The sequence below is a fragment of the Rhodococcus sp. B10 genome, assembly GCF_011770055.1.
Lineage (GTDB): Bacteria > Actinomycetota > Actinomycetes > Mycobacteriales > Mycobacteriaceae > Rhodococcoides > Rhodococcoides kyotonensis_B.
Genome location: NZ_JAAFYV010000033.1, coordinates 43094 through 68778, shown reverse-complemented (window position 1 = coordinate 68778; position 25685 = coordinate 43094). Strand labels below are relative to the sequence as shown.

The following is a 25685-nucleotide window of genomic DNA, read 5'->3' as shown; positions in this document are numbered from 1 at the left end:
CCCCCCCCCCGCGCGCACACCGGACCGGCCGACCGACCATTCCACCTAGAGTTGCTGACGTGTTGCAACGACGAGTCACCGCGCTGTCGGCGTGTCTGGTGCTGGCGGGGGTTCTGTATTCCGCGTGGGTGGCGGAGTTCTTCCTCGACACCGGTCTCGATCCGACGAACTCGTTCCTGAGCGAACTCGATGCAGCCGATCAGCCGTACAAACGTTTCTTCAGCACCGCCGATCTGCTCACCGGCATTCTGCTGATCGCGTCGTCGGGCATGGGGTTGTGGTTTCTCGTGAAACGACGGCTGACGACGATCGGGTGGATAGCGCTGGGAGTGTTCGGCGCCGCGACGATCGCCGATTCGCAATTGCCCCTCGAATGCGTCGCAGCGAACGACCCGAGCTGTCCCGTCGAACCCAGCGGGTTGTTTCCTCAGCTGCACCACATTCATGCGCTTACCAGCACGATCGCGGTGTTCGCGGTGTTCACGGCGATGATCGCGTTCACCGTCGCGGCGTTTCGCTACCGAGTCCTGCCGGTGATGCGCACGTTCGGCACGGCGGTCGTCGCAATCACGTCGTTGTCCACGGCCTGGCTGCTGATTGCGGACAACCTTCCCGGCGACTGGGGCCTCGGTATCGCGCAACGCGTTCAGGTCACCGGGATGTCGCTGTTTCTCGTCGTGCTCGGCTTCGCTGTTCTCGGCCGAAAAGCGGCTCGGACCAGGTAACTTCTGCGAGTATGTCGGGAAGAGATAGAACGGTCGGCTTTCTGAAGACGCACTGGATCTCCATCCTGTTGGTGATCCTCGCGGCGGTGTTCATCGCCGAGAATCGCTACACGACGACCATCGAATTGTTCTGGCTTCGGATCACGTCTCCCCTGTGGCTGATCCTGTTGGTTCTGTTCGCGGTCGGTTTCGCAGCGGGACGGCTCAGCGGACGTCGAAAGCCGGTGAAGAAATAGGATCGACTTCATGTCGTTCACCGCTACCGCCCTCGGAGGCACCAAGGCCGAGCAGTACGAGCAGTTGAGGCTGCAGGCACAGGCACTCGTCGACGGCGAGTCGGACCGCGTCGCGAACGCCGCCAACATCTCGGCGCTCGTGTATCACGCTCTGCCCGAGGTCAATTGGGTCGGCTTCTACCTGTTCGACGGCACCGAGTTGGTCGTCGGCCCGTTCCAGGGGCAGCCCGCGTGCGTTCGCATCGCTTTGGACAAGGGCGTCTGCGGAGCGGCGGCCACGACGCGTGAGACGCAACGAGTCGCCGACGTCCACGCCTTCGAAGGCCATATCGCGTGCGATGCGGCTACGCGTTCCGAGGTCGTCGTTCCGCTGTACGACGGCGACGACCTCATCGGCGTCTTCGACCTGGACAGCCCTGTGGCCGACCGCTTCGACGCCGACGACCAGGCCGGACTCGAGGCCGTCGCCGACGTCTTTCTGCGGTCACTGCGCGGCTGACGCCGCCTCGAAGAACCACGCGATCACCAGCGCACCCGGGTCGACGACGCCGCGCGCCGCGTCACCGACATACGACGCGCGGCCTCGGCTCGCGGTGATCTCCTCGGTCGACGCCGCTCCCTGCGCTGCTGCCTCGGCCGCGGCACGCAGGCCATCTTTCAGTTCGGTGGCCGCTTCGAGAGCGTCGACGGCCGGGGAGATGGCGTCGACCATGGTCTTGTCGCCGACGCGAGCGCCACCGATCTCGGTGATGCTGTCCAGGCCGCTGCGAGCTGCCGCGGTGATGGAGGCGAGGTCGACGGACTCCACTGTCCGATAGAACTGCCTGAACCAGATTCCGAACAGCGCACCCGACGTTCCGCCCGCATGCCCGAGGTAGGCCTCGGACACTGCTTCGAACACTGTTGGCGCCGAATACGTTTCGCGGACAGCGGTCAGGTCGAGCTGGCTCAACGCGGCCACCATGTTGGTGCCGAAGTCCCCGTCTCCGGCCCTACGGTCCAGCTCGGTCAGCGCGGGCTCCTCGTCGAGCACACGCTGCGCCCAGGACGCGACCCACTCGGACACGAATGTACTTGCTTCACCCGATGTTTCACTTGCCTCGTACGTCGGGCCGAAGCCTCCCCGTTCACCGAGGTCACCGGCCGCGCGCGGTGCGTTGTTCGGCCACCCCGGCGCGCTGGTCGGCGCGTCCCACAGCGTCAGCATCTCGTCGTCGACACGGACGAGCGTGATGGACGCGCCCGCCATGTTCAACGCCGTCACGAAGCTGCCGACGAGCGGGCGAGCAATGTCTATCCCTCTGTCCGACAGGAACTCTGCGAGCTCTCCGTAGAGCAGCTGCAGTTCCATCGGATGCGTCGCCCCGAGCCCGTTGACGAACGCGATGACCCGTTCGCCACGGTCGAGTTCGAGCGAATCGACGACGGGTTGCGTCAACGCAGCCACGATCTCCCGAGCGGGCATCGTCGGCACGCGCCGAGTCCCACGCTCACCGTGAATGCCGATCCCCAACTCGATCTCGCCCACCGGAAGGTCGAACGACGGCGCGTCGGAACCAGGAAACATGCACGGGCGCAGGGCAACTGCCATGCTGCGCGCATTCGCGGCAACCCGTCGACCGAGTGTGACGACGGACTGCAGTGAATCACCACGTTCTGCCGCTGCGCCACAGATCTTCTCGACGACGACGGTCGCGCCCGTGCCCCGCCGGCCGGGACCGTCCGCACGCTCGGTGGCGACGTCGTCGTCGACGAGGACGACATCCGACTCGATGTCGTCCTCGCGCAACAAGTCTCGCGCGATGCCGAAGTTCATGACGTCACCGGTGTAGTTCTTGACGATGTGCAGCACACCACCGCCCGCATGGACTGCCTTCGATGCTTCGTGCACCTGCAGCGCGTTCGGCGACGTGAACACCAGCCCCGGGCAGACCGCAGCGAGCATGCCGGTACCGATCATCCCGGCGTGCATCGGCTCGTGGCCCGAGCCGCCACCGGACAGCAACGCGACTCGGCCGTCCTGCAACGGCTCTCGACGTGTCAGATAACCGGGATCGGGGTGCCAATTGATGTCGGGCGTCGACGCGACGAGCCCGCGGATGGCGTCGGCAACGAACGTGGAGGCGGAGTTGACGAACATGGGCTCCACCTTAGGCGCCTCCAGCACCCGTGCGCGCGAATGTACAGCCAGCGGGAGCGTAGCCTGCGGAGCGACCCGAAAACGCTATACGTTCGCGCGCACGAGGGGCGGCGTCGCCTCCTCGACCTGCTCGCGTGTCACGTCCGGCGCCAATTCGACGAGCTCGAGCGTGCCGTCACCGACGACGTCGATCACCGCGAGATCGGTGATGATCCGGTTCACGACGCCCTGGCCGGTCAACGGCAAGGTGCAGGTGTCGAGGATCTTCGGGTTGCCGTCGCGGTCGAGGTGTTCCATGACGACGATGACGCGCCTGGCACCGTGCACGAGGTCCATCGCGCCGCCCATGCCCTTGACCATTTTGCCGGGGACCATCCAGTTGGCGAGGTCACCGGTACGCGAGACCTGCATGCCGCCGAGTACTGCGGTGTCGATGTGACCGCCGCGAATCATGCCGAACGACAACGACGAATCGAAGTACGCCGCACCGGGATTGACGGTGACGGTTTCCTTGCCTGCGTTGATCAGGTTGGCGTCGATCTGGTCCTCGGTCGGGTACGGACCGGTGCCGAGGATGCCGTTCTCCGAGTGCAGCACGACCCTGATGTCGTTCGTCAAATATCCGGGAATCAAGGTGGGCAAACCGATTCCGAGGTTGACGTACTCCCCGTCGACCATTTCGGCAGCGGCACGCTGCGCCATTTGTTCGCGAGTCCAACTCATGCCTGGCCTCCTGCACTGACGGTGCGCTTCTCGATGCGCTTGTTCTGAGGTCCGGTGTGCACGATGCGCTGCACGAACACGCCGGGGAGATGCACTGCGGCAGGATCGATCTCGCCGGGCTCGACCAGCTTCTCGACCTGCGCGACGGTGATCTTCCCTGCCATCGCGGCCAGGGGATTGAAGTTCATCGCGGTCTTGTCGAACACGAGATTGCCTTCGGTGTCGCCGAGTTCGGCGTGCACGAGCGCGAAGTCGGCATTGATCGCCTCTTCGAGAACGTACCGCTTCGACCCGAACACCCGAGTCTCCTTGGGCGGCGACGCGATCGCGACGGAACCGTCGGCGTCGTAGCGCCACGGCATACCGCCGTCGGCGATGGGGCTGCCGACACCCGCTGGGGTGAAGAACGCCGGGATGCCGGTGCCACCTGCGCGAAGTCGCTCGGCGAGCGTGCCCTGCGGCGTCAACTCGACCTCGAGTTCACCTGCGAGGTACTGACGCGCGAACTCCTTGTTCTCACCGACGTACGACGCCGTCACGCGGCTGATGCGGCCGAGGGAAAGCAGGATTCCGAGCCCGTGATCGTCGACGCCACAGTTGTTGGAGAAGACCTCGAGCTTGCTCGCGTCGGTCTCGGCGATCGCCTCGATCAGCGCATCAGGGATCCCGCACAATCCGAAACCTCCGACGGCGAGTGTCGCGCCGTCTCCGATGTCGGCGACGGCGGCGGCCGCGGACTCGTACACCTTTCCTGCCACAGAACTGCTCCTCACCTGTTCACTCAGCAAACGCGCTGACGTATGCGATCAGTGAAGCCTGTGTCTGCGGTCACTGGCCAGCCCCTCAGCGAAACCGGTCGCTGGCCGAACATCGATAAGGCACGCGTTCACTCAGTGAACGCTACAGTCGTGACATGGCTCCGACACCCAACGTGATCGCGCGGTCCACCGCGCTGATGCGTGCCGTGGGCGCCGCGGAACCCGCGGGTGCGTCGACGACGGACTTGGCCCGGGTCACCGGCCTCGCGCGCCCTACCGCGCATCGCCTGCTCAGCTCGCTGACCGAGGAAGGGTTTCTCGACAGGGATTCAGCGACCGGGCGATGGTCGCTCGGTCCCGAGATGTATCTGCTCGGGTCGGCCGCAGCGAGCCGCTACGACATCACCGGACCCGCGCGTGACGTCGTCCACAGGTTGGCCGAGGAGACGGGCGAGAGCGCATTCCTGTCGACGCGGCGGGGCAACGAGACGGTGTGCCTGCTGCGCGAGGACGGCAGCTTTCCGCTGCGGTCGCACGTGCTGTACGAGGGGCTGCGACTGCCGCTCGGGGTCGCGTCGGCTGGTCTCGTGATCCTCGCGCACCTCCCGGACCGGGAGATCGACGAGTATCTGCGCGACGCGGATCTCGTCCCCGAGTGGGGAGCCGAGCACGCACCCGACGCCATTCGCCGACGCATCTCCTCGACCCGTGAGACCGGGTACGCCGTCAACCCCGCCCTGCTCGTCGAGGGCAGTTGGGGCATCGGCGCCGCCGTGTTCGACCGGTCCGGCAGACCCGCGTGGGCATTGAGCCTGACCGGAGTCGAGACGAGGTTCCGGCCCGAGCGACATCACGAACTCGGCGCCATCCTGCTGGCGCAAGCCCACCGCCTGACGGGTCTGCTCCGGCCCGGCCGGTGAGGTAGGTCAGGCCGGCCGCGCCGAGCGGTGCTGCTTCAGCAACTCGCGGTAGACGGCCGCGTTCAGCCCGTTGTGGGCTACCTCGTCGTCGGTCAGTTCCCGACGCACCTTGGCCGGCACACCCGCCACGAGCGACCGCGGCGGCACCTGCGTGCCTTCGAGTACGAGCGCGCCGGCTGCGACGAGACTGCCCTCGCCGACGACGGCACCGTTCATGACGACAGCGCCCATGCCCACCAGGCTGCCGTCACCGATCGTGCACCCGTGCAACACCGCGTTGTGGCCGACGCTGACGTCCTTGCCGACGGTCAGCGGGAAACCCGGGTCGACGTGGGCCGCGACGCCGTCCTGCAGGTTGCTTCCCTCGCCGATCGTGATGTCCTCGAACTCCGCACGCAGCACGGCGTTGTACCAAATCCCCGACGACGCAGCGACCTTCACCCGCCCGACGACGGTTGCCGTCGGAGCCACCCAGGCTTCCGCGTCCACCGCGGGGCTGCCGGCGTCCAGAGCCCAGAGCGGTCCTGCGGTCGTCGAATTCTCGGTCACGTCACGGTTCCCTTCGTCGAGGCGAATGTCGGCCTTCACTCTGCCCGACGACGCGGCTGTCGCCCAGACCCGGCCCGAATCATGATTTCATCGGAAGACACTTCGGACCCGAGGAGCGCACATGCCGACAGTCACCACCAGCGACGACGTCACGCTCAGCTACATCGATCAGGGCAGCGGACCGGTCATCGTGCTGATCGCCGGTTTCTGCGCCCCGGCCACGAGCTGGGCACTGCAGCAGCAGGTCTTCGTCGACGCCGGCTACCGAGTGCTGTCGCTGGATCGGCGCGGACACGGCGACTCCGAGGCCCCGGACTTCGGTGCGACGATGGCCCGCCACGGGCAGGACGTCGCGGACTTCCTGGCGGCCCTCGATGTCGACGACGCCGTCCTGTGCGGCGGATCGATGGGCGCCAGCACCGTCTGGTCGTACGTCTCGCAGTTCGGGACCGCGCGGGTGAAAGCAGTCGTGTCCGTGGACCAGACCCCGAAGATGATCAACGACGCCGAGTGGACGAACGGCTTCTACGGACTCACCGAGGCGAACAAGGAGACGTTCTTCGCGAACGGTGTTCCCGACACGGGTCAGGGATTGCCCAAGCGGAAGTCGCTGGTCGCGGCGACGAAGCTCGTCGCCAAGCTCGGAGGCCTGCCGAAGATGGCGTCACCGGACACTCCTGCGATGAAAGCTCTGTTGCACGACCATGCGATTGCAGACTGGCGGAAAGTCGTTGCCGGCGTCGACGTTCCGGTTCTGATGGTCGCGGGGCGGGACAGCCAGTACTGGCCGTTCACGCACGCAGCCGATGCCGTCGCAGGTAATCCTCGCGGCCGCTCGGTAGTCCTCGAGAAATGCGGGCATGCCGCGAACATGGACCGCCCCAGGGAGTTCAACGCGGCGATGCTCGACTTCCTCTCACTTACCGAGTAGATCGGCGCTGCGCCGCAGCCGCATCAACACCTGCAGATCGAGGGCCTTGTCCGGGTCGCGCCATTCGGTGCCGATGAGACGGTCGACGGCATCGAGCCGCTGGTACAGAGTGTTGACGTGGACACCGAGTCGCGCAGCCGTCGCCGCATGATGCCGTCCGAGAGCGAGATACGTCGACAACGTGTCGACCAACGGAACGCCACGTTTGTTCTGCTCGACCAGCAGCGGCCCGAGCTGCGCCTCGGTCAGCTCGTCGAGGTGCTCACGTGCCATGTGGCTCAGCAGTATTCGATAGATCCCGAGCCCGCGCGCCGACGAGACCTCGCCGTCGCGGCCCAGGGTCTTCAGCACGTGCACAGTCTGCTGAGCCTGGACATAGGCCGCGGCGAGAGCATCCACACCGCGCACGGGTTCGGACACCCCGACGGTGGCATTCACACCGAACGCCTGACACACCACGGTCGAGTCCGTAGCGGGAACGGCCACCAGCACCTGCGAACCATGCTCCGCCACAACTGTTCCGGCCGGAAAGCCGATGTTCCGAACGGATGCACGGGCAGCGTCTTCGACGACCGCGATGCAGTACGACTTCTCGAATGCCAGCCCGGCGAGCCGCAGCTGCCGCCGTTCCCCGTCCGCGGATTGCGCCGGGTGGGTCAGCAGGTCGACGAGAAAGGCGTCCTGCGCCCGACGAGCCGCCTCCCCCGCAGCCCGCTCCGCGGCCAGCGACAGTGCGATTGCCGGCGAGGCGCGTTCGAGCAGCAACCGCGTCTCGTCGTCGCCGACGCCCACCGAGATCAGAACGCCGAGGAATGCCCCCGCCGCCGCCACGCGGTGGCCCGTCACAGCGTCCGTCGTGACATGGTCGGAGTCGGACTCGAAGACGGCCGTCACGTCGTCACGGACCGCGCTCAAGCCGTCGGGCACGGACCCGATGTCGGCGACGAAGTACGTCGGTTTCCCGGACAGCGACGCGACCTCGTGCACCAGCCTCTGCACGCCGCCCCCGGCGAGCACGACCTGAGTGAGCGTCCGATCCCACTGCAACGTCTGTTCCAGTTCCGCTGTGCGTGAGGACAATTCGGCGTTCAGCGACTCGGCACGCTCCAAGGCCCGAACATTCGTGATCGCCATGGCCGCATGCGCCGCCAATGCCGACAGCAAAGCGATCTCGGTGTCGGTGAAGGCACGCTCCTGCCTCTTGCATGCGAACAACGCGCCGATGACGTGGTCACCGACGCGCAGGGGCACGCCGAGCAATCCACGCATGTTCTCGGCCTGCGCCGCACTGTCCGCGCCGGTGATGTGCCGGAATGCAGGTTCGCTCTGATAGTCGGGAGTCCACGACGGCGCCCGCCCTCGCACGATCAGACCCACCAATCCCTCGTCGAGCGACAGTTCGATGCCGAGAAGACTCGGGGTCAGAGCGCCACTGGTGACCTCGATGACGAACGTCTGGTCGTACACCGAGCCCATGTAGGCCAGATCCACTCCGAGAAGCCGTCGAGCCTGATCCACCACCTCCTGCAACAGGAGCCGATCGTCACGCACGGTGGGCAGCCGCACTGCGATGTCGTTGAGAGCCGACAGCTCGATGGTGCGCTGCCACCGCTGATCGAGCAGGGTCCGCAGCCGCAGCGCAGCGTGCGCGTCCTGCTCGATCGCGGCCGACAGTTCCGAACCGGATTCCTGCACGAGCCGACGCCGGTATGCGTCGAGATCATCGGCCGACGCGTCGTCGAGCAGCAGGTGCATCCACTTGGAGGTCACTGGTTCCACCGTCCATCGGTAGTCGACTCGGATAGACGAAACCTACATTGGCGGAGATTCAGCTCACAGTTAGGGTCGTATACATGCCGCTCGTCGAAGATCTGCTCCAAGTCCTCCCCTCCGATCGCGTCGTACTCGACCCCGATGTGATCGCGTCGTACCAGCACGACGAGGCCGAATGGGCGCCCTACGCGGCACCCGCGGCAGTAGTACGACCCCGTACGGCCGAGGACGTGCAACTGGTGGTGAAGGCCTGTTTGGCGCACGACGCGGCCGTCGTCACCCGTGGGGCCGGGACGGGACTGTCGGGCGGCGCCAATGCCACGGAGGGATGCGTCGTACTCGCTCTCGACGGCATGGACGCGATCAAGGAGATCGACCGGCTCGAGCGCTATGCCGTCGTCGAACCGGGTGTCGTCAACGACCACTTACGGGCCGCATGCGCCGAGCACGACCTCTGGTACCCGCCGGATCCCGCGAGCGCACCGTGGTCGACCATCGGCGGCAACGTCGCGACCAATGCCGGCGGGTTGTGCTGCGTGAAATACGGTGTGACGCGCGACTACGTCATGGGGATGCAGATCGTCACCGGCACAGGCGAACTGGTCCGGCTCGGACGCAAGACCGCGAAAGGTGTTGCAGGGTACGATCTTGCGGGCTTGATGGTCGGATCCGAAGGCACATTGGGCATCATCACGGAGGTGACGGTCAAGCTCAGGCCATTGCAGGACCCGCAGCGGACGATTGCAGGCTACTTCGACTCGATCGTCGACGCAGGACGCGCGGTGGCCGCCGTTGCTGCGGCAGGCCTGACGCCGTCGGCATTGGAACTGATCGACAAGCAATGCCTCATCGCAGTGGACGCATGGAAGAACATGGGGCTGTCGGTGGAGGCGAACGTCGTGTTGCTCGGACGTATCGATACCCCGGGCGTGATCGGTGACCAGGAAGCGGAGAAGATGCTGTCCTGCTTCGACGAAGCGGGTGCCACCTGGTCCGCGGTGTCGACCGATCAGGAGGAAGCCGACGCATTGTTCGCGGCACGCCGACTCGCGTACCCCGCGATGGAACGGCTCGGACCGGTACTGACCGAGGACGTGTGCGTACCCAAGAAGCATGTGCCGGAGATGCTGTCACGGATCGAACAGATCGGAATCCGGCACGAGACCACGATCGCCAACATCGCGCACGCCGGCGACGGCAATCTGCACCCGCTCCTGATCACTCCGCACGACGACCCCGACGCGCGCACCCGTGCCCAGGCTGCGTTCGCGGAGATCATCGATGCGGCACTCGAATTGGGCGGAACGGTCACCGGCGAGCACGGCGTCGGATTGCTCAAGATGGACGGCCTCGTGCAGGAATTGAATCCGGTGGTCCTCGACATGCACCGGGCCGTCAAGCACGCTCTCGATCCGCGCGGAATCCTCAACCCCGGCAAGGTCTTCTAGGCGGCTTCGCCGCACGTGCGTGGGAATGTATAGCGGGCTATACATTTCCACGCACGTGCGTGGCGCCTAGTGGGAATGCAACGGCTTCCCGGCGAGCGCGAGGTGCGCTTCCCCGAACGCCTCGGACTGCGTCGGGTGCGCGCGGATCAGGTGCGCGACCTCCTCCGGGTACGCACCCCAGTTCACGACGAGCTGCGCCTCGCCGATCAGCTCACCGACCCGCGCCCCGACCATGTGGATCCCGACCACAGCGCCCCCGGCACGCACGAGCTTGACGCCGCCCGAGGCCCCGAGGATCTGGCTCTTCCCGTTGCCCGCAAGGTCGTAGACCGCAGTGTCGACGGTCCCGAATTGCTCGACGGCCTGGGCTTCGGTCAGCCCGACGGACGCGACTTCCGGATTCGAGTACGTGACACGGGGAATCCCGGAGTCCGGCACTGCTTTCGGATTCAGCCCGGCAATCTGCTCGGCGACGAAGATCCCGTGTTGGAAACCCCGGTGCGCCAACTGCGGACCACGCACGATGTCTCCCACGGCATAGACGCCCTCCGCGGAAGTGGCGAGCGTCGCATCGACCTCGACGAACCCCGCCGACAACGCCACATCCCCGAGATCGCCTGTGTTGGGGCCGCGCCCGACGGCCACGAGCAACACATCGGCATCGAGGGTTTCACCCGACTCCAAGGTGACGGTCACCCCGTCGTCCGTCTCCTTCACGCCGGAGAACGGCGACGACGTCCTGGTCGTGATGCCCCGCTTACGCAGACCGCGGGTCAGCTGCTTGGACGACCACTCGTCCTCTCCTGCAATCAACCTCGGTAGCGCTTCGACGATGGTCACGTCTGCGCCGAACGACGCCCATACACTGGCGAATTCGACGCCGATCACACCACCGCCGAGGACGATCGCCCGGGTCGGAACACGGTCGAGCGTCAGCGCCTGATCACTGGTGAGCACTCGGGGGCCGAGGTCGATGCCCGGCAACACCTTCGAATGCGACCCGGTTGCCAACACGACGGACTTGCCGGTGATCCGACGCCCATCCACCTCGACGGTGCGGTCTCCGACGTATCGTCCTGTCCCGCTGATCATCTCGACCTGGTGCGCCGAGACAAGACCCTGCAAACCCTTGTACAACTTCGCGACGACGCCGTCCTTGTAGGCGTGAACGCCGGCCATGTCGATGCCCTCGAAGGAACTCCTGACGCCCACAGCAGCACTCTCGCGTGCCGTGTCCGCCACTTCCGCCGCGTGCAGGAGCGCCTTCGTCGGAATGCACCCGCGATGCAGGCACGTCCCGCCGACCTTGTCCTTCTCGATCAGCGTGACGGACAGGCCGAGTTGTGCCGCACGAAACGCGCACGCGTACCCACCCGAACCGCCACCGAGGATGACGACGTCGCTCATGCCAGAGCCACCAGGTTCATCGGATCGGCGAGAATCGCTGCGATGTCGGCCAGGAACCGTGATCCCTGCTCACCGTCGACGAGTCGGTGGTCGAACGACAGACTCAAGGTCGTCACGGATCGCAACGCGATGTCACCCTCGAATTCCCAGGGCTGACGACGGATTGCGCCGAAACAGAGGATCGCTGCCTCGCCAGGGTTGAGGATCGGCGTTCCCGAATCGACCCCGAAGACACCGACATTGGTGATGGTGATGGTGCCGTCGGCGAGATCTTCGGGTCCGGTCTTGCCCTCCTTGGCCGTGGTCGTCAGGCCGTTCAGTGCCACAGCGAGATCCTTCAGCCCGAGCGCGTGCGCGCCCTTGATGTTCGGCACCATGAGCCCTCGGGGAGTCGCGGCCGCGATACCGAGATTGACGTACTTCTTCGTGACGATCTCCTGGTTCGCCTCGTCCCACTCGGAGTTCAGACTCGGGTTGGAGCGCAGCGCCACCAGCAACGCCTTGGCGACCAGCGCCAAGGGAGTCAGGCGAACGTCCTGAAAGTGCTTGTTGGCGCGCAACTTCTCGACCAACTCGACCGTCGGAGTCACGTCGACGGTGACGAACTCGGTGACGTGCGGAGCAGTGAACGCGCTCGACACCATCGCTGCCGCCGTGTGCTTGCGCACCCCCTTGATCGGGGCGCGGGTCTCGTCCGTCGTCGCCTCGACAGGTTTCGGACGCGTCAGATACGCCGCGATGTCGTCGCGCGTCACCTCACCGTGTGTACCCGTCGCAGGCACATCCGCCAGGTCGACGCCTTCCTGCCGTGCCACGAAGCGAGCAGGTGGCGACGCCAGCGGCCTGTCTCCCGGCGCGGGTGCTGCTGCCGCTTTCCTACCGCCACGACGGCTTTTTCCTTCGCCTGCGACGCCGTAGCCGACGAGAACCGGTGTTCGCTCCTCGGTCACTGCGTCCTCGCCTGTGTCGATGTCGATGATCGTGCTTCCGACCTCGACGGTCGAACCTTCCTCGGCATGCAGTGCGAGGACCGTGCCTGCGAAGGGCGACGGAAGTTCCACGGACGCCTTGGCCGTCTCGACCTCGGCGATCACCTGGTTGAGCTCGACCGTATCGCCGACCTGGACGAGCCACGTGATCAGTTCGGCCTCGGTGAGTCCCTCGCCGAGATCCGGGAGCAGAAAGCTCTTCGTCATACCGGGAAGCTCCTGTCCACTGCGTCGAGAATTCGGTCCACATCGGGGAGGAAGAACTCCTCCAGCTTCGCCGCCGGGTACGGGACCGCGAAACCGCCGACTCGCTGAACCGGTGCTTCGAGGCTGTAGAAGCACTGTTCCTGTACTCGCGCAGCGATTTCGGCGCCGATGCCCATGAAGGTCGCCGCTTCGTGCGTGACGACGAGTCGCCCGGTCTTGCGTACCGATGCCGCAACCGTGTCCATGTCCAGGGGTGACAGTGACCGAAGGTCGATCACTTCGAGCGAACGCCCCTCCCCTGCTGCAACTTCCGCGGCTTGCACGGCCGTCGCGACCAGAGGCCCGTAGGCGACGATCGTGGCATCGCGACCCTCACGGACAACACGAGCCTTGTGCAGCGGGTATGCCCCGTCGAGGGATGCGGTGACGTCGACCTCGCCCTTCTGCCAGTAGCGGCGCTTCGGCTCGAAGAACAGCACCGGGTCGTCCGACGCGATGGCCTGCCGCAGCATGACATTGGCGTCGGCGGCATTGCTGCAGCTGACGACGCGCAAGCCCGCGGTCTGCGCGAAGTATCCCTCGGGTGACTCCGAATGATGCTCGACGGCACCGATTCCGCCGCCGTAGGGCACCCGGATGGTCAGAGGCATCTTCACGTTGCCACCCGTCCGGTAATGCAGCTTGGCCACCTGGGACACGATCTGGTCGAACGCCGGATAGATGAAACCGTCGAACTGGATCTCGACGACCGGTCGGTAGCCACGGAACGCGAGACCGACTGCAGTGCCCATGATTCCGGACTCGGCGAGTGGTGTGTCGATGACGCGGTTGGGGCCGAAGTCCTTCTGCAGCCCGTCGGTGATCCTGAAGACACCGCCGAGCTTACCGATGTCCTCTCCGAGTAGGACGACCTTGGGGTCGTCCTCGAGGGCACGGCGCAAGGCCGCGTTGAGCGCTTTACCGAGCGGCAGCGCCGTGGGAGGAGCGAGCGTTGCGGTCATGACTGAACTCCTTCGAATCCGGCGAGGTACGCGGCGTATCGTTCGCGCTCCTCGTCGATCAGCGGGTGGGGGCCGGCATAGACGTTGTCGAACAACGCCATCGGGCCCGGCTCGACGGTCCCGAGGCATCCGCGTCGTAGTTCGGCGGCGGTGGCGTCGGCGCGCTCCTTCACCCGAGCACGGAAGGCGTCGTTCATGGCACCCTCACGCCCCAGCAGCCTCTCGATTCGATCGATCGGGTCCTTCTGCTTCCACTCCTCGTCCAAGGCTGCGGGACGATAGCGCGAAGGGTCGTCGGACGTCGTGTGCGGGCCCATCCGGTACGTCACGGCCTCGATCAACGTCGGACCGCTCCCCTCCCGCGCCCGTGACAACGCCGTTCTCGTCGCCGCGAGTACCGCGAGCACGTCGTTGCCGTCGACGCGGAGCGCGGGAATGCCGAAGCCGCGGCCTCTTTCGGCGATCGACCCGTGCGTCTGCACCGTCACCGGCTCGGAGATCGCCCACTGGTTGTTCTGGCAGAAGAACACGACAGGAGCCGCGAAACTCGCTGCGAATCCAAGGCCTTCGGAAATGTCACCCTGGCTCGTCGCGCCGTCGCCGAAGTAGGTGATGGCAGCGCCTTCGGCCCCGTCGAACTTCATTCCGAGGCCGTACCCCGTCGCGTGCAGCGCTTGCGCTCCGACGATGATCGCAGGCGTTGTCATGTTGTACTCGTACGGGTTCCAGCCGGATTGCGTCGATCCACGCCAGAATCGCAGCATCTCCGTCGGGTCGACGCCCCGGCAGTAGGCGACGCCATGCTCGCGGTAACTGGCGAACACGAAGTCGTCACGGTGCAGCGCACGAGCGGAGCCCACCTGCGCCGCCTCCTGTCCGAGGAGCGGTGCCCACAGGCCCAGCTCGCCCTGGCGCTGGAGCGCGGTTGCCTCGGCGTCGATGCGCCGCACGACGACCAGGTCTTCGTAGAGATCCTGCAGCTTGTCGACCGTGATGTCGGCGACCAGTTCGCTGTACTCCGTCGGCTCGGCGCGCTGACCGTCGGGGGTGATGACCTGGATGAGTTCGTCGTTGTCGTTTCGAGAGAATGCAGTATCCATGTCGGCCTCCGTACAGGTTGCACTGTTACCTGGAACACAATCAGTTTCGAACACGGCGCGCAATAGATGCATCGTCGACTGAGCAGCGTGCACGGTCCAGGGCGTCGATCAGTGTCGATTCTGCGCTCGATGATTCATTTCCGGAGGGCCTCTCCATCGCGACGTGGACGCAATGGAGGTCGCGCATCGCTGCACGCAGTCGTTACGACTACGGGCTCGTCACAACCCCAGTCCGGCGGACAGCGTCGGCCAACTCTTCGGCAGCTGATCGACCCAGTACGCCCACGAGTGTGTGCCGGTGTCCTCGAAGTCGAAGGTCGCCGGGATCGAAAGCTGCCCGAGCCGGCTCTGCAGGTTGCGCGTGCAGTGATTCGCGCCCACCTCGATAGCGCCCCCGACGAGCACGATGTCCCAGTCGGCGGCCGTCTCGAAACGCTCGTGGACACCGGGCGCTCCCGACCCGACGGACACGTAGATCGCTGTGCCGCGCAGATTCTCGGCCCGAGCGAGCACGTCGTGCTGAGCCCAAGCCGGGTCGAGTGGCCCACCGAACATGTTGTCGGCATTGCCTCCGAACGCGGACACGATCGCCCGCATGTGCCCCTGACCGACGATGTCGGCGGACTCGAAACACCCGCTGTAGGCAGCGACAGCGGAGTAGAGCTGGGGGTTTTGCGACGCCAGCATCATCGCCGACTGCGCGCCCATCGACAGACCGGCGATTGCGTTGCGTCCGTTGCCGTCGAACCGGGCGTCTATCACGGGAGGCAACTCCTGCGTCAGGAACGTCTCCCACCTGTTTCGTCCGAGTGTCGGGTCGTCACGCTGCCAGTCGGCGTAGAAACTGCCTGGGCCCGCGAGCGGTAGGACGACGGTGACATTCTTGTCGCGGAAGAACTCCGCGGCACCGCCTTTTCGAAGCCACATACTGTTCGACGGATCCTCCTCACCCACACCGCTCAGCATGTACAACGTGGGCCGAGGGCCTCGGTCGACGGCAGGCGTCAATACTTGGACGGCGATGTCCCGGCCCATGCTGGGCGAATACACCGACAGCGTCGACACCCTGCTCTCCTGCTGGGCCCCGGAGACACCCACCGACATGGCGGTCACCACGAGTACGGCACCGCACACGGCCACGACGCGTCGCCACCAGAGCATGAATCCCCCACCAGGAAGGGCGGTTCCGTCGACCGCGCTGACGGGAGTGTTACACAGGATGTGCACGCGGGCGCAGTCACGCTGCGACTCGCGCCGAGAAACCGACTCGTTCGTGGGATACGGCGTCGGGAACGGGCTTCTTCGACGGTTTCTCGCGCCCCGAGGATGCACGTCGTCGACGATTCAAGGTAGTACTGCCGATCCCTGAATACGCGGGCGCAGCGCCCTTACCGTGAAGGTATGGAACTTGGACTGCACATCGCCGATTTCACCTTTCCGGGTGGCCCGCCCGCACTTGCCGACGACCTGTCCCGCATCGCCACCACCGCCGAGGACGTGGGGTTCGCAAAGATCAGCGTCATGGACCATCTCTGGCAGATCGAGCCCGTGGGACCGATCGATACCGACATGCTGGAGGCGTACACCACCCTCGGATACCTCGCGGCCGTCACCACGAAGGTCGATCTGCTGGCCTGGGTCACCGCAACCGTCTACCGCGAGCCCGGCCTGCTCGCCAAAGCCGTCACGACTCTCGACGTCCTGTCGAAGGGTCGGGCCTACCTGGGCATAGGCGCGGCGTGGAACGAGGACGAGAGCGTCGGCCTCGGCCTCCACTTCCCGCCGACGGCCGAACGGTTCGAGCGACTCGAGGAGACGCTGCGGATCTGCCTGCAGATGTGGAGCGACGACGACGGCCCGTTCGAAGGCAAGCACTACACACTCGGCCGCACGATGAACGTGCCGCGGCCGCTGCGTCGTCCGCACCCACCGATCCTGATCGGTGGCGGCGGCGAGAAGAAGACACTTCGGCTCGTCGCGCAGTACGCCCAGGCGTGCAACCTGTTCGGCGGTCCCGAGGTCGCGCACAAGCTCGAGGTCCTGAAGGGGCACTGCGACGCCGTCGGCACCGACTACGACGCCATCGAGAAGACCGTCATGTTCCCCCTCGACCCGGGTGCCGACGGCGAGAAGGTCGACGAGCTGCTCGGCCAGCTGGAGGGACTCGCGAAGCTCGGCATCACCCATGTGCACGGGTGGGTGCCGCAGGTTTCGACCATCACGCCGCTCGAGATCCTCGGCAAGCGCGTCGTGCCTGCGATTGCGGAGTGGTAGAGGATTCTCCGGCAGCATCGGTGGTCCTCGGCAGCCGATGGACAGCTGCCACGGGCCATCGATGCCGGAAGTCCTAGGCCCCCAACCCAGCCCCTGCCCTCGTGACGACGATGCGCGGTACCACTGCGCGCGAGGACAGGTTCAGCACACTGGTGGCCAGTTCCACGATGTCGCCGACGCGAATCATGGACTCGGCCGGGATCTTGTCCTTGGTCCAGTCGCTCATGTCGGTGTCGACGTATCCGGGTGCGATGGCAGTTCCAGTGATGCCGTTGCCACTCTCCTCGGCGTTGAGGGTGTCGACGAGCGACAGCATGGCCGCCTTCGTCGCACCGTAGACCGCGAGCCCGGCTTCGGAGTAGACGCCCGCAAGCGACGCCAGCGCAACGACTTTCGCGCCTCGCTCCCGGTCCTCCTGCGCGACTTGCCGTAGAAGCGGCATCGACGTCTGCAGGATCTGGAAGGGGGCGCGGAAGTTGACGTCGAGTGTCTTGTCGAATCGGCGCATCGGGTAGTCGGCGATCGAACCTGCCGTTCCGACGCCCGCGTTCAACACGAGGGCGTTCATCGACCCGAAGCGCGACTTGTGCGCGTCCACGATCGTGTCGGCCGCATCGCGATCGGCGAGATCGACTGCGACGGTGGCGACATCGGGTGCGCCCGCAGCAACGAGGCTTTTCGCCGATGCTTCCAGAGTGCCCTCGTTGCGCGCAGAGATGGTCAGTCCGTACCCGAGTTCGGCGAGACGCGTCGCGATTCCGAGACCGATTCCGCGCGAACCACCCGTCACCAGTGCGGTTTTCATTGCTTACCCTCCATCGCTCGTAGGCCCGCGGCCATGAACTCGTGCGTCGCCTCGGCTGCACGCTCGGCACCCGATCCTGCATCCGACCCCGCCCGCGCGCGGTGCGAGATGCCCTCACCGATGACACCGAGCTTGAAGTTGGCGAGCGCGATGTAGAAGTTCCAGTCGGACAACGCGGCGTCGGCTTCGCGGCTGTACATCTCGGCGAGTGCATCTGCCGACGGGTACCTGTCGCTCGTCCACGCCGCGCCCGAGCCGAGCAACGCGTCGAAGAACGGCTGTCGATACACACACATCAGCGCGACGTCGGTGAGCGGATCACCCAGCGTCGACAGCTCCCAGTCGACAACGGCCGCAACCGAACCCGGATCGCCGGCCTCGAGGATGACGTTGTCGACCCGGTAATCACCGTGCACGATCGACGCGGCTCGACTTTCCGGGACTGCAGCCTGCAGTTTGTCCCGCAGCTTCTCGACGTCGGGAAGGTCCCTGGTCTTGACCTGCTCCCACTGGCGCGCCCAGGTCTTGACCTGTCGGGCCACGAAACCGTCGGGCTTGCCGAAGCTCCCGAGACCGACCGACGCGTAGTCGACGCGATGCAACGAGGCGAGGACACGGACGAGTTCGGATGTGTTGGATGCGATCTCGTCGTCGGACAGGCTTTCGAGGTCCTCCCGCGTTCGGATCACGCGGCCCGGGTCGAATTCGACGACGGTCGTCGGCGCACCGAGTGCCGTGCCTTCGGGGTCGAACGCGACGGTGACAGGAACCGGCACATCGGTCGTCTGCAGGCCACTCATGACGGACCACTCACGGGCCATGTCGTGCGCCGACGGTGTCAGACCACTCGTCGGCGGTCGACGAACGACCCACGCGGATTTCTCGTCGAACGCCTTGAACGTCAGGTTCGATCGGCCACCGCTGATCAACTCGACCTGCAGGTCACCGACGAGCTGAATTCCGTTGTCGATCAGGAACTTCGTCAGGGCCGGAACGTCCATTCCGGGAAGCTCGGTCATCGCGCAGCCTTCTTGGCGGCACCGACGACGCGCTTGGCGATGGCCCAACGATGAACCTCGGACGGGCCGTCGTACACGCGGAACGGACGCACTTCGCGCGACAGACGCGCGAGCGGAAGGTCGTCGGACACGCCGAGTCCACCGCACATCTGAATGCTGCGGTCGACGATGCGGAAGATCGCCTCTGCTGCGAACGTTTTCGCGATGGACGTCTCGTTGCCCGCATGCGAGCCCTGGTCGAGCGCGAAGCACGCCTGGACCAACAGTGCGCGCGTGGCGGCGATGTCGATCTCGTTGTCGGCCACCATCTTCTGGATCATGCCGAGGTCACCGAGCTTGGATCCGAACCCCTCGCGCTGCGCGACGTGCGCGACGGCGATGTCGTGCGCTCGACGCGACGCACCGAGCCACCGCATCACGTGCGTCATGCGCGCCGGGCCGAGACGCACCTGCGCGTAGGCGAACCCCTCGTCGACGGCGCCGAGAACGTTCTCGTCCGGCACGAAGACGTTGTCGAAGTACACCTCGCAATGGCCACCGATCATGGCCTTGTCGAGGGTGCCGATATGGCGGCCGACCTTGATGCCCTCGGTGTCCGCGGGCGCGAGGAACATCGTCGCACCGCCGCGATCACCGGGCTTGCCCGCGGTCCGGGCCATGATGATGAAGAAGCCGGCGCCGTCGGCACCGGTGATGAACCACTTGTGGCCGTCGATCTTCCAGCCGCCGTCGACCTTGACTGCAGCGGTCGTGAGCGCGGACGGGTCCGATCCCGCACCCGGGGCTGGCTCTGTCATGGCGAAGGCCGAGCGCATGTCACCCGCCGCGAGCGGTGCGAGGAACTGCTCCTTCTGTGCGGCCGAGGCGATGTGCGCGAGCATGTGGACGTTGCCCTCGTCCGGGGCGCCGATGTTCAGCGCGACGGGACCGAACAGCGAGTACCCGCCCTCCTCGAAGAGCGGTGCTCGATCGCTCATGTTCAGCCCGGCGCCGCCGTACTCGACGGGCGCGTGCGGGGCGAACACGCCGGCGTCCTTCGCTGCCTGCTGCATCTGGACGCGCAGCTCGTCGCCGCCTGCGTCGGCGATGTTTCCGAAGAACTTGTCCTCGATGGGCAGCACTTCGCCGCGCACGAAGGTTCGTGTCTTGTCGATCAATGTCTGGACTTCGGGCGAGTACGTCAGATCGATGGACACGAATGTGCTCCTCGGGCTCGTTACGCACCGAGCGATCGCTCGGTCGGACTGTGCGCTCAGGTTCGCACGGTCGAGCGCGCCTCGTCAAGGCGCTCCGCACCCGTGCGCGGATAGTTTGAGCCGGTTGCAACTATCCGCGCACGGGTGGGAAGCGCACGTCGAGCAGGACAGTCTGCGCGGCGAGCAGCTTGACTCGTGCGTCCGCGAGCGCGAACCACTCGATGCGGTCGATCTCGGGAAACGACTGCATCTTCCCCGACTTCGGTGGCCACTCCATCTCGAAGGTGTTGCTCGCCGCATCGGTGACGTCGATGTCCGCTTCGATCGCGAAGACCGTCACCACCTTTCCGCCCCGCTGCCGCACCTCGGGCAACAACACGAACTCGCCGACGGGCACCGCGAGACCGGTTTCCTCGACGAACTCCCGCTTCGCTGCGACCAGCGGTTCCTCGTCCGTGTACTCACCTTTGACGACCGACCACGCCCCGGCGTCCTTGCGTGCCCAGAACGGCCCACCGGGATGCGCTATCAGGACCTCGACGACGTCGCCACGCCGCCGGAACGGCAACAGTCCCGCGCTCGTTCTCGGCATCGACACAGCATAGGGCTCTCGGCACGACGCGCACCGCTATGTACGGTGGGTCGGACTGACCTGACTCGATTTCGCCGATGGAAAGGACCTCGTATGCCGCAGCCCACCCGCCTGGAGAAGAATCCGGAGAAGGGCTACGTCGCACTACTGGGCTGGAGTCTTGCTGCGGTCGAGGCGCTCGATGCCTTCGACCGGCGATACGTCGTCGTCGCCCCAGAATGGGCCGAGGAATACTGCACCGAACACGACATCCCGTACATTCCGTGGAACTTCGAGCGGCTCAACGACCGTTCTCTGGAGATCGCCGAGACGCTGCAGGACAAGGGAGTCGACGTCGCGATCCCGCTGTACGAGGAGACCGTCGAATGGGCCGGTGCGATCAACTCCGTGCTCCTCGGCAATCCCCGATTGTTCGGCCAGGCCATGTTGTTGCGCGACAAGTCGCTGATGAAGCGCCGCGCTCAGCTGGGCGGCATTCGCGTCGGCATCTTCGAGGAAGCGCACGACCGCGAGGACGTCATTCGATTCCTCCGACGGGTCAACCAGACACTGCTCAAACTCGACGGCGACCCCAACGACCCCATTCACTTGAAGGCATTCGACAAGGCAGGGTGCCTCGGGCACCGCGTCGTCAGGACGCCCGACGACGTCGACGCGATCCCGGACGAGGAGTTTCCGGTGCTGATGGAATCCCACCTCGACGGGTGGGAGTTCGCGGTGGAAGCGTGGATCCACGACGGAAAGATCAAGTTCCTCAACATCTCCGAGTACGTGACGCTCGGTTACTCGGTGTTCGTACCTGCGACACCGGAGCTCGAGCAGTACCGGCCGCAGATCACCGCTCAGATCGAAAAGCTCATCAAGACATTCGACATCGAGTTCGGATTCATCCATCCCGAGTACTTCGTCACGAGCGACGGCGAGATGTACTTCGGTGAAGTTGCCTATCGACCACCGGGTTTCAAGGTTTTCGAACTCCTCGAGCGGGCGTACGGATTCAACGCCTACCAGGGCCTCGCGCTGGCGTTCGACCCGAAGACCACCGAGGAGGAGATCGACGCCTTCTTCCCGAAAGAGGTCGTCGACGCGACGGGTCATGCCGGATGTTTCGGTGTCTATCCGCGTAGACGCGTCGTCAGTCAGCTGGAAATCCCCACGGAGACAGCCGAACACGACTACTACGAGACGAACGATCTGTCGGCGCCGGTCGAGGAGACCGTCACCAAGCGGACGGCCTTCGGCACGCACTGGGGTCTGCTGTACTTCTTCGGCGACGACCCGTACCGGATGCGTGACCTACTGAAACATCAGGAAGAACTGGACTTCTACGTGTGAGGCAGGATTTCGGGAACGCCGAGCAAGGTCCATCGCAGACGATGGATCCCCCCGTCGACCAGGCATTGCTGTCGCGCGTCGCTCAACTCGATCACGCGACCGAGGCGATGGCAGCCGCGCCCGATTTCTCCAAGGCCACGAAGGTGCGCCGGGTCCTCGACGCACTGCACCGGGTCCTGACGCAGCCGGGTGGGTGCGCCGCGGTGCGCGAGCGTGCCGCCGGACTCGAGGACGCCGGGCTGTTCCTCGGAACGGACTGGGCGCAGCCCGACATCCTGGTTCCCGCATACGTCGGACCGAGTCTGCGCAGTGGCGTCGTCGACACGGTGGTCCTGGAAGCGGCCAGCGAACTTCGCTTGGTCGCCATCGCCGCCGGCGACTACGAGCATCCTGCGATCACGGCCGAGGACGCGAAACGCTTTCTGTCGCAGATACTTGCGATGAATCTCGATGTGCTGTTCTCGCCGCCGTCCGAGGCAGAGCGAGTCCGGCTCGGACGCGTCGCACATCTGATTCGCGACCTGTTCGGGTACGTGGCAGACCAGATCGGCTACGAGAGTGTGCTGGGTGAGCTCACCGAGGAGATCTGGCGCATGTTGCGTCAGAGGCCTATTCAGGTCGATCACGTCAAGGCGATGGTCACTCGGATCGCGGTGTACCGCGAGGATCCCGACGTCGAACTGAACGCAGCGGGCCAGGGACTAGACCGATTGATCTCGGCTCTGTTCGGCCCGACCGAGGCGTGCCGCGAGGATCCGGGCGTCGACGTCTACCGCTCCCGTCTGGGCGCGATGGACACCGAAGGCCTCGAATTCGAGGCGCGCGGATTCGCACGAGCAATGCACGACACGGGTCTCGTGTCGCCATACCACGCGACGCTGACGCGCTTTCTGATCGAACACAATCCGTATCTTCTCGCCGAGGCCCTCGGCGTCTCGGAGACCGGTCGAACCTGCCTGCAGCGATATCAGGACCTGATCCACGCACTCGTCGGCGAGGCCGTCCACCCCGAGACTGCGCAATGCCTCTACGGAATCGCACTGATGCTCGACCGCGGCATCCTCCACGCGCCGCCGGTCGTCCCGTCGCTGTGGCGTCAGCTGGCATTGAAACTCGCGCCCGACGTTCGACAGCGTCTCGTCGACGTCTTCGGCCCGACGCCGGAGCCGGAGTCACGGCTGCTGGGCGGGTTGCTGTCGATGCTGGGCCAGCCGCTCGGCATCGGTCAGGGTGACAATCCGACGTGCCAGTCGGCACGCGCCCTGTCGATGTGGGCGTACAACGACCCCGACTACCTGCTGCAGATGGTCGTCTGGGCTGCACGCGACGACGAGATCGTCATGCATTTCGAGGGCCGACCGCTCTCGTCCAAGGACAGTGAAAGCGGAGTCGCGACGACGTCACCGGTCGACCTCGACCCCGTGTCCCAACTGTTGGTGCCTCACCTGGACCGGATCTATGCGGAGATGGGCCGACGGTGCGCGGACCGACCGGGCGACCCTCATCGTTGGATCAATCCCGAGTTCCACGGGTGGTGGTCGGCGCGCGGTTTCCACATCGACGTGGACGTGGCGACCGGCAATCTGATCGACGTCGAGGATTTCCTGCGCCGGTTCTACGCGTCGTACCACCTGGACTACAACGGCGGGCAGCGCCTGATCCACCCACAGCCGGCCGGTGTCGCAGTCACCGACACCGCGGGGCGCTACGTCGGCTGGCATGCCATCACGATCCTGCGCGTCGCACTCGATCCCGACGCCGTCATGCGTGTCTACTTCTTCAATCCCAACAACGACAGCGGCCAGGATTGGGGCGACGGCGTCGTGGTCGGAACGGCCGGGAACGGCGAGCGACCCGGCGAAGGCTCACTTCCGTTCGAACAGTTCGCCTCTCGGCTCTACATCTTCCACACCGATCCGCTCGAGAACGGCGAGCCCGACAGTGTTCCCGCAGCCGACATCGAGTCCGTCGTCGGCTACATCGAACGCAGCTGGGGCGTGGGCCGCATGCCGATCGGCGACGAGGTCACGGAGTAGGCGTCGGCGCTGCCGGGGTCGACGGTGACGTGCTCGGCGCTTCGGTGCTGGACGAGGGCGTCTGCTCGTCCGTGCGCTCGGGAACGCTCGCCGGGTTGCCGCCGGTGCCTGCTCCCGCACCGTAGAACGTCGGGATGATCGCTTTCAGCAACACGAGAGCCGACCCCTCCCCCGTCGGGACGGTGGCGAGGTTGGTTGCGATGACGATGGTCAGATCCGAGTTCGGGTCGTTGACGGCGACCGTCATGAAACCTGGAATCTGTCCGTCGTGGCCGAGCAGCGCAGGGCCGAATCTCGCGATGCCCAATCCGTATCCGGCGGTTTCCGGGGCTTGCGGCTCGATGGGCTGAATGCTGTCCAGCCTCGTCTTCTGCATGTCGTCGTTCAGCAGACCGCCGTCGACGAGAGCCTTGGTGTACGTGACCATGTCGCCGACCGTGGAGATCGCGCCGCCCGCCGTCCAGGTCCACGACGGGTTCATGTCCGTCTCGTCGTTCGGTTTCAGTGTTCCCTCCAGAGCTTCCGTTCGCTGTGGTTCGGGCAGCTCGAACGTGTCGATCGTGGACACGTTGGTGCCGAACGAATAGCCCTGCGGGTGCGGATCGGGTATCGACGAATCCGTGGCGACGGGAAGAGACGTGTGACTCATGCCGAGTGGTTCGAAGACCCTCTGCTGCAACGCTTCTGCAGCCGTCATGTCGGTCAGCTTCTCGATGACGAGACCGAGAAGGACGATATTGGTGTTGCTGTATTCGAACTCGGCACCCGGTTCGAAGTTCACCGGATGCGAGTACGCGATCGCGAGCAGCTCTTCCGGCGTCCACGCTTTCTGCGGATCGTTGTCGAGCGTCGCGTTGAACGCGGGATCGAAACTGTAGCTGTACAGTCCGCTACGCATCTCGGACAACTGCGCGATGGTGATGCGGTCACCGTTCGGGACGTTCTCCACGTACTTGGCAATGGGGTCGTCGAGTGCGAGTTTTCCCTCCTGCGCGAGTTGAAGAATGACCGTCGACGTCATGGTCTTGGTGTTGCTTCCGAACCGGAAGTACTCGTCGGCCGTCATCGGGCGATCTTCACCGATGACCTGTGTTCCGAAGGTGCCCGTCCAATTTCCTTGCGTCGGCGACTCGATGGTCACGACGGCGCCGGGGATGACGTTGTCGGTCATTGCCTTGTCGATAGTCGCCTGGACTTGTGCGACGTAGGACGGCTCGGCTTCCGCCGTCGAGGACTCGGTGGTCGAGGATTCGGACGTCGAATTGCCGCCGCTGTCACCGGATTCCGACGACGAGCTGCACCCCGTCGCGGCGACAAGGACGAGCGACACTGCCGACACGATCCATTTCGAACGACCCCGCATGGCTTCCCCTTACCGAATCTCACGCCGGTACCGAGCGGCTCGATCATAATGAAATTTCGGGCGGAAATGGTCGGTTCGGAAAAGCTCGATGGGCGGAACGTCCCGAACGGTGGGTCGGAAGTCCCTATCGCGCCGGGCGAGCGTGGCCTCAGGATGAA

The 25685-nt window shown here is 65.4% G+C and carries 24 protein-coding genes; 9 read left to right on the top strand and 15 right to left on the bottom strand.

Going from position 1 to position 25685, the window contains the following annotated elements; genetic code table 11:
- Window positions 1-59: 59 nt before the first annotated feature.
- The 3 genes from RhoFasB10_RS20185 to RhoFasB10_RS20175 are packed head-to-tail and all read left to right on the top strand — an operon-like array spanning window position 60 to window position 1460.
- Window positions 60-725, top strand: a complete 666-nt coding sequence (locus RhoFasB10_RS20185) for a DUF998 domain-containing protein (protein WP_167678230.1) — start codon at window positions 60-62, stop codon at window positions 723-725.
- Window positions 726-736: 11 nt separating this feature from the next.
- Window positions 737-961 (top strand): hypothetical protein, encoded by a 225-nt coding sequence (locus RhoFasB10_RS20180; RefSeq protein ID WP_068423448.1) that lies wholly within the window; start codon window positions 737-739, stop codon window positions 959-961.
- Between the two features lie 10 nt (window positions 962-971).
- The gene (locus tag RhoFasB10_RS20175; protein WP_167678228.1) at window positions 972-1460 is read left to right on the top strand and encodes a GAF domain-containing protein; all 489 of its coding nucleotides are present in this window, start codon (window positions 972-974) and stop codon (window positions 1458-1460) included.
- Here RhoFasB10_RS20175 and RhoFasB10_RS20170 read toward each other — a convergent pair.
- The 3 genes from RhoFasB10_RS20170 to RhoFasB10_RS20160 form a co-directional block, all read right to left on the bottom strand.
- Window positions 1446-3110: a dihydroxyacetone kinase family protein gene (locus RhoFasB10_RS20170; RefSeq protein WP_222634361.1), complete on the bottom strand. Its 1665-nt coding sequence runs from the start codon at window positions 3108-3110 to the stop codon at window positions 1446-1448. The two genes, RhoFasB10_RS20175 and RhoFasB10_RS20170, sit on opposite strands and share 15 nt — an antisense overlap.
- Before the next feature lie 75 nt (window positions 3111-3185).
- Window positions 3186-3824: a 3-oxoacid CoA-transferase subunit B gene (locus RhoFasB10_RS20165; RefSeq protein ID WP_167678224.1), complete on the bottom strand. Its 639-nt coding sequence runs from the start codon at window positions 3822-3824 to the stop codon at window positions 3186-3188.
- A complete protein-coding gene (locus tag RhoFasB10_RS20160; RefSeq protein WP_207890793.1) occupies window positions 3821-4582 on the bottom strand; it encodes a CoA transferase subunit A in 762 nt (253 codons plus the stop codon). Before RhoFasB10_RS20160 ends, RhoFasB10_RS20165 begins: the two co-directional genes overlap by 4 nt.
- A 155-nt stretch (window positions 4583-4737) precedes the next feature.
- Between RhoFasB10_RS20160 and RhoFasB10_RS20155 the strand changes: the two genes are divergently transcribed.
- Window positions 4738-5502 (top strand): IclR family transcriptional regulator, encoded by a 765-nt coding sequence (locus RhoFasB10_RS20155; RefSeq protein ID WP_167678222.1) that lies wholly within the window; start codon window positions 4738-4740, stop codon window positions 5500-5502.
- A 6-nt stretch (window positions 5503-5508) separates the two neighbouring features.
- Here RhoFasB10_RS20155 and RhoFasB10_RS20150 read toward each other — a convergent pair whose 3' ends face one another.
- Window positions 5509-6051 (bottom strand): gamma carbonic anhydrase family protein, encoded by a 543-nt coding sequence (locus tag RhoFasB10_RS20150; protein ID WP_167678220.1) that lies wholly within the window; start codon window positions 6049-6051, stop codon window positions 5509-5511.
- Window positions 6052-6172: 121 nt separating this feature from the next.
- On the opposite strand from RhoFasB10_RS20150, the gene RhoFasB10_RS20145 reads away from it, so the two are divergent.
- Window positions 6173-6982, top strand: coding sequence for an alpha/beta hydrolase (locus RhoFasB10_RS20145; RefSeq protein WP_167678218.1), 810 nt, complete (start codon window positions 6173-6175; stop codon window positions 6980-6982).
- On the opposite strand, the gene RhoFasB10_RS20140 is transcribed toward RhoFasB10_RS20145, so the two are convergent.
- The gene (locus RhoFasB10_RS20140) at window positions 6968-8737 is read right to left on the bottom strand and encodes a GAF domain-containing protein (protein ID WP_167678244.1); all 1770 of its coding nucleotides are present in this window, start codon (window positions 8735-8737) and stop codon (window positions 6968-6970) included. The two genes, RhoFasB10_RS20145 and RhoFasB10_RS20140, sit on opposite strands and share 15 nt — an antisense overlap.
- A 98-nt stretch (window positions 8738-8835) precedes the next feature.
- Between RhoFasB10_RS20140 and RhoFasB10_RS20135 the strand changes: the two genes are divergently transcribed.
- Complete coding sequence (locus tag RhoFasB10_RS20135) at window positions 8836-10203, top strand: FAD-linked oxidase C-terminal domain-containing protein (protein WP_167678216.1); 1368 nt, start codon at window positions 8836-8838, stop codon at window positions 10201-10203.
- Window positions 10204-10269: 66 nt separating this feature from the next.
- Here the strand turns inward: RhoFasB10_RS20135 and lpdA are convergent, their stop codons facing one another.
- From lpdA to RhoFasB10_RS20110, 5 genes are all read right to left on the bottom strand, one after another.
- Window positions 10270-11610 carry a dihydrolipoyl dehydrogenase gene (lpdA, locus tag RhoFasB10_RS20130; protein WP_167678214.1) on the bottom strand — a complete coding sequence of 447 codons (1341 nt, stop codon included), beginning with the start codon at window positions 11608-11610 and terminating at the stop codon, window positions 10270-10272.
- Window positions 11607-12806, bottom strand: coding sequence for a dihydrolipoamide acetyltransferase family protein (locus RhoFasB10_RS20125; RefSeq protein WP_167678212.1), 1200 nt, complete (start codon window positions 12804-12806; stop codon window positions 11607-11609). Before RhoFasB10_RS20125 ends, lpdA begins: the two co-directional genes overlap by 4 nt.
- Window positions 12803-13807: an alpha-ketoacid dehydrogenase subunit beta gene (locus RhoFasB10_RS20120; RefSeq protein ID WP_068423430.1), complete on the bottom strand. Its 1005-nt coding sequence runs from the start codon at window positions 13805-13807 to the stop codon at window positions 12803-12805. Before RhoFasB10_RS20120 ends, RhoFasB10_RS20125 begins: the two co-directional genes overlap by 4 nt.
- The gene (pdhA, locus tag RhoFasB10_RS20115) at window positions 13804-14907 is read right to left on the bottom strand and encodes a pyruvate dehydrogenase (acetyl-transferring) E1 component subunit alpha (RefSeq protein ID WP_114330352.1); all 1104 of its coding nucleotides are present in this window, start codon (window positions 14905-14907) and stop codon (window positions 13804-13806) included. Before pdhA ends, RhoFasB10_RS20120 begins: the two co-directional genes overlap by 4 nt.
- Window positions 14908-15126: 219 nt before the next feature.
- Window positions 15127-16068: an alpha/beta hydrolase family protein gene (locus RhoFasB10_RS20110; protein WP_068423426.1), complete on the bottom strand. Its 942-nt coding sequence runs from the start codon at window positions 16066-16068 to the stop codon at window positions 15127-15129.
- A 240-nt stretch (window positions 16069-16308) separates the two neighbouring features.
- On the opposite strand from RhoFasB10_RS20110, the gene RhoFasB10_RS20105 reads away from it, so the two are divergent.
- Complete coding sequence (locus tag RhoFasB10_RS20105; RefSeq protein WP_068423424.1) at window positions 16309-17181, top strand: LLM class F420-dependent oxidoreductase; 873 nt, start codon at window positions 16309-16311, stop codon at window positions 17179-17181.
- Window positions 17182-17254: 73 nt separating this feature from the next.
- Here the strand turns inward: RhoFasB10_RS20105 and RhoFasB10_RS20100 are convergent, their stop codons facing one another.
- The 4 genes from RhoFasB10_RS20100 to RhoFasB10_RS20085 all read right to left on the bottom strand — a co-directional run bounded on the left by RhoFasB10_RS20100 (window position 17255) and on the right by RhoFasB10_RS20085 (window position 20793).
- Entirely contained in the window at window positions 17255-17986 is a 732-nt protein-coding gene (locus tag RhoFasB10_RS20100; protein WP_068423422.1) for an SDR family oxidoreductase, read from the bottom strand.
- On the bottom strand, window positions 17983-19005 hold the full coding sequence (locus RhoFasB10_RS20095) for a phosphotransferase family protein (protein WP_068423420.1): 1023 nt from the start codon (window positions 19003-19005) through the stop codon (window positions 17983-17985). The genes RhoFasB10_RS20100 and RhoFasB10_RS20095 overlap by 4 nt, the downstream gene beginning before the upstream one ends.
- The gene (locus RhoFasB10_RS20090) at window positions 19002-20201 is read right to left on the bottom strand and encodes an acyl-CoA dehydrogenase family protein (RefSeq protein WP_114330346.1); all 1200 of its coding nucleotides are present in this window, start codon (window positions 20199-20201) and stop codon (window positions 19002-19004) included. The genes RhoFasB10_RS20095 and RhoFasB10_RS20090 overlap by 4 nt, the downstream gene beginning before the upstream one ends.
- Window positions 20202-20331: 130 nt before the next feature.
- Window positions 20332-20793: an NUDIX domain-containing protein gene (locus RhoFasB10_RS20085; RefSeq protein ID WP_167678210.1), complete on the bottom strand. Its 462-nt coding sequence runs from the start codon at window positions 20791-20793 to the stop codon at window positions 20332-20334.
- A gap of 93 nt (window positions 20794-20886) precedes the next feature.
- On the opposite strand from RhoFasB10_RS20085, the gene RhoFasB10_RS20080 reads away from it, so the two are divergent.
- Window positions 20887-22128 (top strand): carboxylate--amine ligase, encoded by a 1242-nt coding sequence (locus RhoFasB10_RS20080; protein ID WP_068423415.1) that lies wholly within the window; start codon window positions 20887-20889, stop codon window positions 22126-22128.
- A 41-nt stretch (window positions 22129-22169) separates the two neighbouring features.
- Window positions 22170-24164 carry a hypothetical protein gene (locus RhoFasB10_RS20075; RefSeq protein WP_068423413.1) on the top strand — a complete coding sequence of 665 codons (1995 nt, stop codon included), beginning with the start codon at window positions 22170-22172 and terminating at the stop codon, window positions 24162-24164.
- On the opposite strand, the gene RhoFasB10_RS20070 is transcribed toward RhoFasB10_RS20075, so the two are convergent.
- On the bottom strand, window positions 24154-25527 hold the full coding sequence (locus RhoFasB10_RS20070) for a serine hydrolase domain-containing protein (protein WP_068423411.1): 1374 nt from the start codon (window positions 25525-25527) through the stop codon (window positions 24154-24156). The genes RhoFasB10_RS20075 and RhoFasB10_RS20070 overlap by 11 nt on opposite strands.
- Between the last annotated feature and the right edge of the window lie 158 nt (window positions 25528-25685).